At 70.9% G+C, this 12,094-nt stretch carries 13 protein-coding genes; 6 read left to right on the top strand and 7 right to left on the bottom strand.

Annotated elements, in window-relative coordinates; translation table 11 throughout:
* Nucleotides 1-124 precede the first annotated feature (124 nt).
* Both ACXR2U_RS01550 and ACXR2U_RS01555 read left to right on the top strand, forming a co-directional pair.
* Entirely contained in the window at nucleotides 125-1,903 is a 1,779-nt protein-coding gene (locus tag ACXR2U_RS01550) for a helix-turn-helix transcriptional regulator (protein ID WP_458823154.1), read from the top strand.
* A 161-nt stretch (nucleotides 1,904-2,064) separates the two neighbouring features.
* Nucleotides 2,065-2,781: a GAF and ANTAR domain-containing protein gene (locus ACXR2U_RS01555; protein WP_458823155.1), complete on the top strand. Its 717-nt coding sequence runs from the start codon at nucleotides 2,065-2,067 to the stop codon at nucleotides 2,779-2,781.
* Between the two features lie 81 nt (nucleotides 2,782-2,862).
* On the opposite strand, the gene ACXR2U_RS01560 is transcribed toward ACXR2U_RS01555, so the two are convergent.
* Together ACXR2U_RS01560 and ACXR2U_RS01565 are read right to left on the bottom strand one after the other, a co-directional pair.
* Nucleotides 2,863-3,141 carry a hypothetical protein gene (locus tag ACXR2U_RS01560; protein WP_458823156.1) on the bottom strand — a complete coding sequence of 93 codons (279 nt, stop codon included), beginning with the start codon at nucleotides 3,139-3,141 and terminating at the stop codon, nucleotides 2,863-2,865.
* Complete coding sequence (locus ACXR2U_RS01565) at nucleotides 3,087-3,875, bottom strand: NAD(P)H-binding protein (RefSeq protein ID WP_458823157.1); 789 nt, start codon at nucleotides 3,873-3,875, stop codon at nucleotides 3,087-3,089. The genes ACXR2U_RS01560 and ACXR2U_RS01565 overlap by 55 nt, the downstream gene beginning before the upstream one ends.
* A 198-nt stretch (nucleotides 3,876-4,073) precedes the next feature.
* Between ACXR2U_RS01565 and ACXR2U_RS01570 the strand changes: the two genes are divergently transcribed.
* Nucleotides 4,074-4,505, top strand: coding sequence for an ester cyclase (locus tag ACXR2U_RS01570; protein WP_458823158.1), 432 nt, complete (start codon nucleotides 4,074-4,076; stop codon nucleotides 4,503-4,505).
* 61 nt (nucleotides 4,506-4,566) lie between these two features.
* Entirely contained in the window at nucleotides 4,567-5,079 is a 513-nt protein-coding gene (locus tag ACXR2U_RS01575; RefSeq protein WP_458823159.1) for a MarR family winged helix-turn-helix transcriptional regulator, read from the top strand.
* A gap of 18 nt (nucleotides 5,080-5,097) precedes the next feature.
* Here ACXR2U_RS01575 and ACXR2U_RS01580 read toward each other — a convergent pair whose 3' ends face one another.
* Genes ACXR2U_RS01580 through ACXR2U_RS01590 form a run of 3 tightly spaced genes read right to left on the bottom strand, consistent with a single transcriptional unit; the run spans nucleotide 5,098 to nucleotide 7,954 of the window.
* Entirely contained in the window at nucleotides 5,098-5,283 is a 186-nt protein-coding gene (locus tag ACXR2U_RS01580; RefSeq protein ID WP_458823160.1) for a hypothetical protein, read from the bottom strand.
* Nucleotides 5,280-6,803, bottom strand: a complete 1,524-nt coding sequence (locus ACXR2U_RS01585) for an acyl-CoA carboxylase subunit beta (protein ID WP_458823161.1) — start codon at nucleotides 6,801-6,803, stop codon at nucleotides 5,280-5,282. Before ACXR2U_RS01585 ends, ACXR2U_RS01580 begins: the two co-directional genes overlap by 4 nt.
* Nucleotides 6,800-7,954, bottom strand: a complete 1,155-nt coding sequence (locus ACXR2U_RS01590; RefSeq protein ID WP_458823162.1) for an acyl-CoA dehydrogenase family protein — start codon at nucleotides 7,952-7,954, stop codon at nucleotides 6,800-6,802. Before ACXR2U_RS01590 ends, ACXR2U_RS01585 begins: the two co-directional genes overlap by 4 nt.
* A gap of 84 nt (nucleotides 7,955-8,038) precedes the next feature.
* Here ACXR2U_RS01590 and ACXR2U_RS01595 point away from each other — a divergent pair, with 84 nt between their 5' ends.
* Nucleotides 8,039-8,413, top strand: a complete 375-nt coding sequence (locus ACXR2U_RS01595) for a MerR family transcriptional regulator (protein WP_458823163.1) — start codon at nucleotides 8,039-8,041, stop codon at nucleotides 8,411-8,413.
* A 164-nt stretch (nucleotides 8,414-8,577) separates the two neighbouring features.
* Here ACXR2U_RS01595 and ACXR2U_RS01600 read toward each other — a convergent pair whose 3' ends face one another.
* Both ACXR2U_RS01600 and pruA read right to left on the bottom strand, forming a co-directional pair.
* Complete coding sequence (locus ACXR2U_RS01600) at nucleotides 8,578-9,138, bottom strand: hypothetical protein (RefSeq protein ID WP_458823164.1); 561 nt, start codon at nucleotides 9,136-9,138, stop codon at nucleotides 8,578-8,580.
* A 101-nt stretch (nucleotides 9,139-9,239) separates the two neighbouring features.
* Nucleotides 9,240-10,868: an L-glutamate gamma-semialdehyde dehydrogenase gene (pruA, locus tag ACXR2U_RS01605; RefSeq protein ID WP_458823165.1), complete on the bottom strand. Its 1,629-nt coding sequence runs from the start codon at nucleotides 10,866-10,868 to the stop codon at nucleotides 9,240-9,242.
* Nucleotides 10,869-11,026: 158 nt separating this feature from the next.
* Here pruA and ACXR2U_RS01610 point away from each other — a divergent pair, with 158 nt between their 5' ends.
* Nucleotides 11,027-12,040: a PucR family transcriptional regulator gene (locus ACXR2U_RS01610; protein WP_458823166.1), complete on the top strand. Its 1,014-nt coding sequence runs from the start codon at nucleotides 11,027-11,029 to the stop codon at nucleotides 12,038-12,040.
* The last annotated feature ends 54 nt before the right edge of the window (nucleotides 12,041-12,094 follow it).

The raw sequence follows: 12,094 nt of genomic DNA on the forward strand, positions 1-12,094 counted from the left end.
CTCGTTCCGGCACATGTCGTGCGGAGGCGTCATGTCACAGAGCCTCCCTCTCGAAACGATGCTCGCCGATGCGATCGCGTCGGCGGGATCGACACGCGAACACGCGCGAACGTTGCTGGACCTGATGCGTCCGACGCTCGCGTTCGACGGCGCCTGGCTCGCGGCCGTCGACCCCGGGGGTCCGGACTACCGCACGGTCGAGAGCGTCGACCTGTCCGAGGGGATCGTGGACTTCCTCGCCGGCCCCACCATGGCGAGAGACATCGAGATCACCGGGACCGACGTGGCCCGGCCGCCCCTCAGCCCGTCCGATCTGCCGTATCCGGCCGAGGAGTTGTCGACCTGGGCCGACTGCCTGATGCCCGCCTCCGTGTACGAGGCACTCGCCGTGGGCCTGTTCGCTGCCGACGGCCGACACGTCGGTTTCCTCGCGCTGCTCTCCGGCGATCGCCGACCGCCGACCGCCGCTGCCCGTCACGCCCTCCAGCAACTGGTCCCGGTGTTCGCGCGCAGCATCGACCCGATGCGTTCGGTCACCGCAGCCTCCCGACTCGTCCGCGGGGCGACGGCCGGGATCGTCCTGCGCGACGACGGCAGTTGCGAGCCTCTCCCGGGCCTGCCGACGCACCTGCTGATGACGCCGGATTCGGTCCTCGTACGTGTGTGCCGCGACCGGCTCGGGGCCCGGCAGCCGTTCTCCTCGTTCCTGTGGCCGGTCGCCGGGCACCGTCACGGTGAGAGTCACGTACAGGTGACCGTCCTCGCCGTGCCCGATGACGTCACGTCCCGCACGACGGCCGTCGCGGTGATGTCACCGCAACCCGACCTGCGCGGTCTCACACCGCGGGAACTCGAGGTCCTCGGACTGTTGGTCGAGGGGTGCACGAACCAGGAGATCGCCCGGACGCTGACGGTGGCGCCCCGAACGGTCGCCGCCCACATCGAACACGTCCTCGTGAAACTCGACGCGACGAGCCGGACCCTGGCCGCGGTCCGCGCCGAACGTGACGGTCTGTACGTGCCCTCCGCCGGCGCCACGTCGCCCGCCCCGAGCGGCGCCGTCGTCGACCGGACCTCGGTTGCGGTCGGTCAGCCCGCGCCCGCCCGTCGCCAGAAGTCCGCGCCCGTTCCGCGCTCGACCGCCGATGCGTGCTGTGTCGTCGACGAACACGGGGAGGTGCTGGCCGTGAACGACGCGTGGATCGGTTTCGCGGGCGTGCCCACGTCGGCGCGCAACGGCGTGGGCGCCAACTACCTCGAGGTGTGTCGCGCGTCCGAAAGCGCCGGGGCGCCCGCGGTGGGAGCGGCCCTGCGCGCGCTGAACGCCGTGCTGTCCGGTCGTCGGACGTCGTCGTGGACGGTCTACCCGTGCGCGGTGCCGGGCGGGCTGCGGTGGTTCCGTGTCGGCTTCACGGCGAGGGGTCACTCCGGTCATGTCCTGGTACGTCACGTCGACGTGACCGCCCAGATGACACCCGGCTCGGGTTCCGCGTTCGACGAACTCGTCGCGGACGCCGCCGGCACCCTCACCGAGACCGGTCTGCTCCTGGCGGTCGACGAGTGGCTCACCGGTCCGACCCGGCCCGCCGTCGTCGTGATGGTGACCGATCGCGTCCCCCTCCCGCCGCAGGCCACGCAGCTCGCGGAGTTCGTCGGGCGGGTGTCGGGAGACCTGCTCGCCACGGTGGTCACCGCGGACGAGACCGACGCCGCGTTGCGCACCGCGGACGCCCTCATCGCCGCGTCGCACCCTGCGCGGGCGGACTCCACGCAGTGGGGGCTCGCCGTGCGTACCGCCACCGACGCCGGGGTGACACTCGTCGCCCGCGCGCACCAGAACCGTCTCCGGAAGTCGCGGATCGACGTGACCGGCGGACCCGACGCCGAGTCGACGCGTCGCTGACGCCTCGTCCTCCGCGGTTGCACTCCGCGCCGGGTGGGTATCACGCGACTCAGACGCCTGGTCGTTCGACAGCAGCACCATCGTCAACCGGGCCGAATCAACGCGCCTCCAGCCATCTCGGCGGCGCCTCGTGTCCGGTCGGACACGAGGAGCCCTGCGCCGTGACGATCACCCCGCACACCCTGGCCCACACGATGGTCGACGTGGCCCGCCTCCTCCACCACGAGGTGGGGGTGCAGAACACCTGGAACGCGATCACGCGTCTCGCCGTCGCCCAGCTCGACGGCGTCGACCACGCGGGCATCACCGTCGTGAGGCGTGGGGAGTTCAGCACGCCCGCGTCCTCCGGCCGGTTGCCTGAGGACGTCGACGCGTTGCAGTACGAAACCGGACAGGGCCCGTGCCTGAGTGCGATCTCCGAGGAGGGGACGTTCCGCACCGCCGACCTGGCCGCCGAGACCGAGCGCTGGCCGCGGTTCAGCCGCCGGGCCGCCGCCGAGCTCGACGTCCACAGCATGTTGTCGATGCGGCTGTTCGTCCAGGACGACACCCTCGGCGCCCTCAACTTCTACTCCCACCGGATCGGGGCGTTCGACGACACGATCGCCGAGGCCGGCGCGTTGTTCGCAGCCCACGCCGCGCTGGCACTGTCCAACGCCGACGAGCAGGACGAGAACCTCAACCTGAAGAGGGCGCTCGACAGCAGCCGCCTCATCGGCGCAGCGACCGGCATCCTCATGGCGCACCACCGGCTCACCCAGGAGCAGGCGTTCGACGTGTTGCGGCAGGTCAGCCAGAACTCCAACCGCAAACTGCGCGACGTCGCCGACGACGTCGTGCACACCGGCGCGGTCCCTTCACGAGGACAGCGCGACTGACCCGGCCCGGCCGACGGTCGCAGCGGCGCGGGCCGGACGAGCGCGCGTCGGCGTCGCGGCGTCCGAGCCGGCGCCCGGACGTCACCGGGCCCACGCCGGGTCGGTCGACGTCAGCTGCAGGGGATCCGCGGTCTGCCACACGTCGTGCAACGGTTCCGGCCGTGTCGACCGGCGCAGCGCCTCCTCGACGGAGGTCAAGCCGCCGTCCGGGTCGGTGACGTAGCCCCGGATGCGACTCTCGCGGCTTCCCATCGAGTTGGGCAGGCTGAGCACGAGGTCGGCGGTCAGGGCGTGGGGCAGCGGTGTCAGCCACGAGGCGATGCGCGCCGCCCACGCCGGCGGGACGGGCGGCGAGGGCACCCACCGCCGCCGCAGTCCTCGAGACTCCGCGTAGGCCCGGAGGAGTTCGGCGTACGTGGGGTTCTCGCCGCACGAGATCTCGTAGGAACCGGCCGGAAGTCGGGCGGGGTCAGCGGCAGCCCGCAGGTACCGCAGCACGTCGTCGACGGCGATGGGTGACACCGGGGGTTCATCCACCGCGGTATCGGGATCACCGGCACCCGCTCGGTGATGTGGCGGACCAGTTCGTAGGACGTCGACCCTGCACCGAGGATGACCGCTGCCTGCAGCCGGACCGTCTCGACACCCGCTTCGCCGAGGGCGTCGCCGACGTCGGCGCGGCTCTCCAGGTGTTCGGACAGGTCCTCGTCGCGCGGCACGAACCCGCCGAGGTAGACGATGCGTTCCACGCCCGCCTCGTTCGCCGCGGCGGCGAAGGCCCGCGCGCTGTCGAGGTCCTGAGCGGCGAAATCGCCCTCTCCGATCGAGTGGACCAGGAAGTAGGCGGTGGTGACCGGGCCGTCGGGGTGCTCCGCCGCGGCGGCGAAGGCGGCGGCGCACGATTGCGGTGACGAGACGTCGAGGGTCACCCGGCCGACCTGCTCCGGGAAGCCGAAGTGGTCCAGCTTGTCGACGTCACGAGCGGTGGCCACCACCGCCTGGTCGTGGCGGGCGAGCTCGGCCACCAGGCGGGAGCCGATGTAACCGGTCGCTCCGGTGACCAGCGCGCGTGTTCGGGTCAGAGGTGGTGTCACCTGATCAGGCTGCCCAGTTCGGGCACCTCTCCGCCATGCCGTCGGAGAAGCGTCGCAGGATGCACAGGAGGGTCGCCTGACCGCCGCCTGTGACCACGAGCACGTCGCAGTTAGTTGACGCTTCAAGTCATCGAGGTGTTCCCTTCACTTGAACGATCAAGTGAATCCGCTGGATCGTCACGACGAAGGGACACGGCCGTGAGCACCATCGAGGACAACAAGAAGGTCGCCCGGGAGTACATCGAACGGGTCTTCAACGAGCACCGTCCGGATCGTTCGGCGGACTACGTGACTCCGGACGTCGTCTGGCACGGCGGCGTTCTGGGCACCGTCGCCGGCGCCGACAACGTCGGCAACCTGTTGACCGGGTTCATCGGTGCGCTGCCGGACCTGCACGCTGCCGAGCAGGACGTCATCGCCGAGGGCGATCTGGTGACGGTTCGGTTGGTGGTCACAGCCACCCAGCAGGGGGATCTGCTCGGTGTGCCGGCCTCCGGCCGACAGATCCGGTGGGACGCCGTGGACATCTACCGCGTCCGCGACGGCCGGATCAGCGAGGAGTGGGCAGCCGACGACATGGCCGCCATCTGCTACCAACTGGGGGTCTTCACCCCGCCCTGGTTGGGCTGACTCCTCTGCCGCCCGTGCGGTTCTTCACTTGAACACTCAAGTCACGGCTACTGTTGGTGGCATGAGCGCCCGGTCTGACCGCACCCCCTTCGACCCCGTGGCCGAGGCGGAGTGGCTGACGCCCGAGCAGGTCGAGCAGTGGTTGGCGGTGGCCAGGTTGACGGTGGAGTTGCCCTGGGCGCTGGAGAGCCAGCTGCAGCGCGACGCCCGGATCAGCTGGCCCGAGTACATGACGATGGCGATGCTGTCCGAGGCGCCCGCGCACACGATGCGGATGAGCGAGCTCGCCGAGGTGACGAACGCGTCGTTGTCCCGGCTGTCCCACCTCGTCACACGTCTGGAGGGTCGCGGCTGGGTCCGTCGCGAGACCGATCCGCGTGACGGTCGGGCCACGATCGCGATCCTCACCGAGGACGGCTACGCCAAGGTCGTCGCGACGGCGCCCGCCCATGCGGCGAACGTCCGGCGACTGGTCGTGGACGCGCTCAGTCCTGCTCAGCTGCGCTCGATGGCGGCGAGTTCGAACCGGATCGTCGAGCGGGTCAAGGGGGAGCGGGCCCGACCGTCGGCGTGAACGCGTCCCGCCGCGGAATCAGCGGATCGCCGGACGGATTCGACGGGCGGCCCGTTCGGCGAGGGCAGCGCGGCGGACCTGCCGCCACGCCGCCACACCGGTGCGCGCTGAGGTCTGGTCGTCGTCGGTCCGGCTGCTGAGCAGGGCGACGACGACGGCGATCGCCGTCGGATCGGTGGTGCCGCGGACCTGGATGTCGGTCACACCGGTCGCACCCCGTGGTGCTTCTCGGGTTGGGCGCGGGACTTCCCGACCAGCACGGCGAGGCGTCGGGAGATCTGCGCCCGCAGGTCGGCGGCCTCGACGATGTCGTCGATGACCAGTTCGGACACCAGGCGCAGCAGATCGACGTCGACCTCGTACTCCGCGCGCCGTGCGGCGCTGAACGCGGCGCGCTCGTCGGCGTCGGTGATGGTCGCGAGCTTGCCCGCGTAGACGGCGTTGACCGCGGCGTCCGGGCCCATGACGGCGATCTTGGCGGTCGGTAGGGCGATGCAGATGTCCGGTTCGAACCCGGGGCCGTTCATGGCGTAGAGCCCGGCGCCGTACGCCTTGCGCACGATGATCGAGAGTTGCGGCACGGTGGCCGAGGCCATCGCGGTGATCATCTTTGCGCCGTGCCGGATGATGCCTTGACGTTCGACGTCGCTCCCGATCATGAAACCGGGGACGTCGGCGAAGTAGAGCAGCGGAACGTTGAAGGCGTCGCACAGTTCGATGAACCGGGCGCTCTTGTCGGCGGAGTCGACGAATAGGACACCTCCCCGGACCACCGAGTTGTTGGCGACGACACCGACCGGCGCGCCGTCGACCCGGCCGAAACCGACCACGACCTCGGCGGCGTAGCGGGGCTTGATCTCGAAGAAGCTGTCGGCGTCGAGCACGCCGTCGAGCACGGTGTGGATGTCGAACGGCAGGGACTCGGCCGCGGGAACGGTGTTCTCGTCGAGCACCGCCGCGGGTGGGAGCGCGTCGACCTCGGGGGCGGGCTCGCGCCAGCACGTCGGCAGGTAGGAGAAGAAGATCCGCGCCTGTTCGATGGCGTCGGCGTCGTCGGAGGCGAGCAGGTCACCGCACCCCGACACCTCGGTGTGCATGCGAGCACCGCCCATCTCCTCGAGCGTGACCTTCTCGCCGACCACGACCTCGGCCATGCGGGGGGAACCCAGATACATCGACGCGTTGCCGTCGACCATGATCACGACGTCGCAGAAGGCGGGGATGTACGCACCGCCGGCGGCGGAAGGGCCGAACAGGCAGCAGATCTGCGGGACCTTCCCGGAGAGCTTCACCTGGTTGTGGAAGATGCGGCCGGCGCCGCGGCGGCCGGGGAACAGCGCGACCTGGTCGGTGATGCGGGCGCCGGCGGAGTCGATGAGCCAGAAGATCGGCAGCTCCTCGACCAGGGCCCGCTCGGTGATCCTGATGATCTTCTCGACGGTGCGCGCGCCCCAGGACCCCGCCTTCACCGTGGGATCGTTCGCGACCAGCAGCGCCGGCCGGCCGTCGACGAGCGCCTGGCCGGTGACCACGCCGTCGGCCGGGAGGCCCACCGCGAGTGCGTTCGCGAATTGGCCGTCCTCGACGAAGCTGCCCTCGTCGGTGAGCAGCGCGATGCGCTCGCGGACGTACAGCTTGTGCTGGTCGGCGAGCTTGGCCGCGGCGCGTTCCGGTGGCGCGAGGGTGGCCGTGCGGGCGGCGACGATGTCGTCGGTGGTGCTCACTGGACGGGCAGCCCGAGCCCACGCGCGATGAGCATGCGTTGCACCTCGGAGGTGCCCTCGCCGATCTCGAGGATCTTGGCGTCGCGGTAGAACCGGGCGACCGGGTACTCCTCCATGAACCCGTTACCGCCGAAGACCTGGGTCGCCACGCGGGTGGCGGTGACGGCGGCCTCGGTGGCGTAGAGCTTGGCGATCGACGCCGCCTGCTTGATCTCCTTCGCCGGGCGCGAGGCGTCCTTCAGCGCGGCCGCCTTGTAGGTGAGCAGCCGTGACGCCTCGACCGACACCGCGAGATCGGACAGCTGGAAGGCGATGCCCTGGCGGGCGCCGATCGGTACCCCGAACGTCTCGCGGGTCTTCGCGTAGTCGACGCAGAGGTCGAGGCAGCCCTGGGCGAGCCCGACGGCGAGAGCGGCGATCGCGATGCGGCCGTCGTCGAGCACGGCGAGGAACTGGCGGAAGCCGTGACCCCGCTCGCCGAGCAGGTTCGCCGCGGGGACGCGGCAGTTGTCGAAGGTCAGCCCGTGCGTGTCGCTGATGTGCCAGCCGAGCTTGGAGTACGGCGGCTCGACGATGAACCCCTCGGTGCCGGCGGGCACCAGGATGCTGGAGATCTCGTTCTCGCCGGTCTTGGCGGTGATGGTCACGACCGAGGTGATCGCGGTTCCCGAGTTGGTGATGAACGCCTTGGCGCCGTTGACGACCCACTCGTCACCGTCGAGCACCGCCCGGGTCTTGGTGCCGCCCGCGTCCGATCCCGCTTCGGGTTCGGTGAGTCCGAACCCGGCGAGGGCGCGCCCGGCGACCAGATCGGGCAGGTAGGTCTGCTTCTGCTCCTCGGTGCCGTACGTGAGGATCGGGTTGATGCCGAGGCCCACGCCCGCCTCGAGGGTGATGCCGATCGACTGGTCGACCCGGCCGAGTTCCTCGATGGCGACACAGAGCGTCGTGAAGTCGGCGCCGGCCCCGCCGTACTGCTCCGGCACCGCGAGGCCGAACAGCCCGAGGTCTCCCATCGCGGCCACGACGTCGAGCGGGAGGCGGTGCTCGCGGTCCCACTCGGCCACGTGCGGCGCGATCTCACGCTCGGCGAAGTCGCGGACGACCTTACGGAACGTCTCGTGGTCCTCGGACAGTTCGAAGGCAGACATCGTCGGCTCCTGGGGATTGACGTTGACGTCGACGTCAAGCACTCTAGGCAGGTGCCGGCGAGAACGGAAGAGCGCACCTGGACTGTGGGCGAGCTCGCAGAGGAGCTGGGCGTCACCACCCGCACGCTGCGCTTCTACGAGGCCGAAGGGCTCATCGCGCCGGAACGGCGGGGCACGTCTCGGATCTTCCACCCCCGGGACCACGCCCGGATGCGGCTGATCCTGCGCGGCAAGCGGTTCGGGATGTCGCTGCCGGAGATCCGCGAGATCGTCGAGATGTACGACGGCGCGTCCACCTCCGAGCGCCGTCAGCTGGAGCGGCTGCTGAGTCGCCTGGGGGAGATCCAGCAGGATCTCCGGCAGCGGGCCACCGACCTGCGCCGCATCCAGGCCGAGGTGGACACGGTCGCCGAGCAGTGCCGGTCGCGCCTCCGCGACCTCGGTGCCGCTCGGGCCTGACGCGGCGGCGTCGAGGTCCTGAGCAGGTCGGCGTCGACCCGACGTCCTCGGAGGTGAGCGGGATTGGAACGCGTCGAACGTTGCACACAGCACGTCCACGCGAATGCTGCTCGGCGCCCGTCACAGGATCGTGACCCCGGACCCATCGTCGGGACCGCGACAGCTCACGCCCGGAGAACTCCGAGCTCGTCGCGGTGCACGAGAAGTCTGTTCCGCAGCTCCTTGCGGTCAGCGCGTGGCTGCTGCACGGTGAGACCGAGCCTCGCACCCGCCGCCACCAGCGCCTCGACACGTGCGGCGGTGAACGTCCGCAAGGCGACCGTGTGTCCGTCGCGCGTCACGCCGGGACCGTTCGCGAGCAGCTGTGAACGCCACAGCGCCTTCGCCCACTCGTGGGCGACGTCGTCGCTCGCCCCCGCCAACCACCCGCGCCCCACGGTCACCATCCTGTGCGCGGCCTCGACGCGGCGGAGGAAGCCGTCGCCGTAGGCGGCGTCGATGCAGACGTCGTACAGCGCGAGCCGGTGCCGCCCCGAACCGGGGCGGAAGTCGACCTGCACCCGGTACCCGTGCGTCATCGCGAGGTGGAACGCGCGCCGTGCCGCGAACCGGGTGGCCACCGCGCACCGCAACTCACGGGTCACGCGACTCTCGCCCGTGAGCAGCACCGCGAGCTCGATCCAGTCGGCGAACCGGAGCGTGGCAGGTGAACGGGCCAGCCTCACCGGCCACGACTCCGGGTCGTCCCGCCGCGCGCGCGGTGGTCGGTGGAGCCCGGTCGGTTCCACCTGCGCTCCTCAGCTCGTCGTCGACCCGGGGGCTCGGGTCAGGAGTCCAGGTGCGGGTAGCGGTAGTCGTGCACCGGTAGGTGGTTGCGCTTGACCGATCGCGGGCTCGCGAACCGGATCAGGTTCCACACCGTGCCGGCCTTGTCGTTGGTGCCGGATGCACGGGCGCCACCGAAGGGCTGGGCGCCGACGACCGAGCCGGTGGGCTTGTCGTTGACGTAGAAGTTGCCGGCCGTGTACCGGAGGGCGTCGTCGGCCTGGGCGACGGCCTGCTCGTCCTGTGCGAAGACCGCACCGGTGAGTCCGTACGGTGTCGAGGTGTCGACGAGGTCGAGGGTCCTCTCCCAGTCGGAGTCCTCGTAGACGTACGTGGTGAGCACGGGCGCGAACAGTTCCTGGGTGATGAACGGCGACGACGGGTCGATCACCTCGAGGACGGTCGGGTCGACGAACCACCCGACCGAGTCGTCGGTGTTGCCGCCGACCACGACCATCCCGTTCGCACGTGCCTCGGCGAGGGCGGCGGCGTGCTTGGCGTGTTGCTTGCCGTTGATGACCGCGCCGACGTAGGTCTCGGCCTGCGTGGGATCGCCGACGACGACGGACTCCGTGAGCTCCACCAGCTTGTCCCTGAGCGCGGGCCAGAGGCTGCGGGGCGCGTAGAGACGTGATGCCGCCGAGCACTTCTGTCCCTGGTACTCGTAGGCGCCGCGGACGGCCGCGACCGCGAGCGCGTCGACGTCGGCCGAGGTGTGGGCGACGATGAAGTCCTTGCCGCCCGTTTCCCCCACGACGCGCGGGTAGTTCCTGTAGCCGGCGACGTTCGCACCGACCGTTCGCCAGATGTGCTGGAACGTGCCGGTCGACCCGGTGAAGTGCACGGCCGCGAGGTCCTCGTGGGCCAGCGCGACCGAGCCGATCTCGGCGCCGTCGCCGTACACGATGTTGACGACACCGTCGGGCAGGCCGGCTTCACGCAGCAACTGCAGCGACAGGTGAGCGACCAACGACGCGCTCTCGGCGGGCTTCCACACCACGGTGTTGCCGAGGACGGCCGGGCCGAACGCCAGGTTGTTCATGCACGTGAAGTTGAACGGGGTGACCGCGAAGACGAAACCCTCGAGCGGTCGGTACTCGGCGGAGTTCCACTCCCCGGGTCGGGAACCCGGCTGGGTGCCGTACATGTCGACCATGTTCGACACGTTGGCGCGGATGAAGTCCAGCGTCTCGCACGCGGCGTCGATGTCGGCCTGGTACGTGGTCTTGGACAACTCCACCATGGTGGCCGCGTTCAGCAGGTCGCGCCACGGGCCGTGCTCGAGCATGTCGGCGGCGCGCAGGAACGGCGCGACCCGCTGCTCCCACGGCAGCCGGCTCCACCAGGTCGACGCCGACAGCGCCGCGTCGATCGCCGCCTGGGTCTCGGCCGGTCCGGCCCACGACACCTCGCCGAGATGCGCGGTGTGGTCGTGGGGGACCCGGATCGGGACGCGCCGGCCGGTGCGGACCTCCTCGCCGGCGATGATGTTGGCGACGTCGTAGCCCGCCGAGCGCACGGTCTCCAGCGCCGCCGCGGTACGCGCCCGCTCGGGCGAGCCGGCCGCGAACGACAGCGGCGTGGTCGGTCCGACGGGGAACAACGGGGTACGGGCGGCGGGAACGGCCATCGGGACAACCTCGGATCTCGCGGCGGGTGGGTCGCGTCGACGCTAGGGCCGCGCGTCGTCCGGTTCTTCGGCTGCGACGCGGAACCTGCCCGCTCTATCTTCGACACTTGTCGAAACGGCCGGCAGGCCGTGGCGGGGTCGGGACGAGGAGGGGTGAGGTGCCGGACGTCCAGGAGGAGGTGGAGGCGCTCGCGGCGCGGCTGGGCTGCGCCGTGTTGGTCGAGGACGCCGGTCACCGGCCGCTGTGGTGGTCCACCCACGGCGACGTCGACGCCGTGCGCACCACCACGATCCTCCAGCGGCAGGCGCCTCCGGCGGCAGCGGCGTTGGTGGTGCGGCTCGGCTTGGCGGACGCGACCGGACCGGTGCGTACCCCCGCACTGGACGAGCTCGCGATGTCCGAACGGTGGTGCACCCCGGTACGACACGGGCGGGAGCTCCTGGGCTACGTGTGGGTGCAGGACGCGGCCGGCCGGGTCGGTGAGTCGGACCTGCCGGCGCTGGGGGAGCTCGCGGACCTCGCCGGGCGGGTTCTGGGCAGGACGCGCCCGAGCGGGGAGGAACGGCAACGGCGCCGCGACGGGTTGCTGGCGCGGTTGCGTGCCGGGCGTGACGCCGACACCGCCGCGCGGCTGACCGAACTCGAAGACCTGTCGCCGGACAGCGTGGTCGTGGTCAACGCGCCGCTGCAGACCGGCGGGTGGGCCTTGCCCGACGGGATCAGCGTGCACGTCAACCCTGCCCCGGGTGCCGCCGCGACCAGCGGACCACCGCTTCCGCTCGAACGGCTCGGTGACGCCGTCGCACGGGCTCACCAGACGTTGCAGGCCCTCCGGGCCGGGGCTCGGTTGTCGGCACCGACCTGGGCCGCGCTCGGTTCGTGGCACCTGATCGTCGACGCCCCACCCGAACTGCAGCCGGCCGACCTGCACGTCGGCGCGACGGTCCTGCTCCAGCAACCGCGTCCCGACCTGACCGTCACGGCCCGCGCCCTGCTCGACCACGGTGGCGACGTCGCCGCCGCCTCCGCCGAACTCCACATCCACCGGACGACGCTCTACTACCGCCTGGACCGCATCGAGGCCCTGACCGGGGTGAACCTCCGCGAGGCGGGTGGCCGCGACGACCTGAACCTGGCGTTGCGGTTGGCCGCGTTCCGCGCGGTCGCCTGACCCGACCTTCGACAACTGTCGAACAAGTCGGGGTGTTGTTCCGCGTCCCGGCCG

This window comes from Jatrophihabitans sp. YIM 134969, from assembly GCF_054456675.1.

What these genes read in the sequence shown, in the direction of transcription:
- ACXR2U_RS01550 (WP_458823154.1), top strand. Translation starts at nt 125, where the DNA reads ATGCGTCCGACGCTCGCGTTCGACGGCGCCTGGCTCGCGGCCGTCGAC.
- ACXR2U_RS01575 (WP_458823159.1), top strand. Translation starts at nt 4,567, where the DNA reads ATGAGCGCCCGGTCTGACCGCACCCCCTTCGACCCCGTGGCCGAGGCG.
- ACXR2U_RS01590 (WP_458823162.1), bottom strand. Translation starts at nt 7,954, where the DNA reads ATGTCTGCCTTCGAACTGTCCGAGGACCACGAGACGTTCCGTAAGGTC.
- pruA (WP_458823165.1), bottom strand. Translation starts at nt 10,868, where the DNA reads ATGGCCGTTCCCGCCGCCCGTACCCCGTTGTTCCCCGTCGGACCGACC.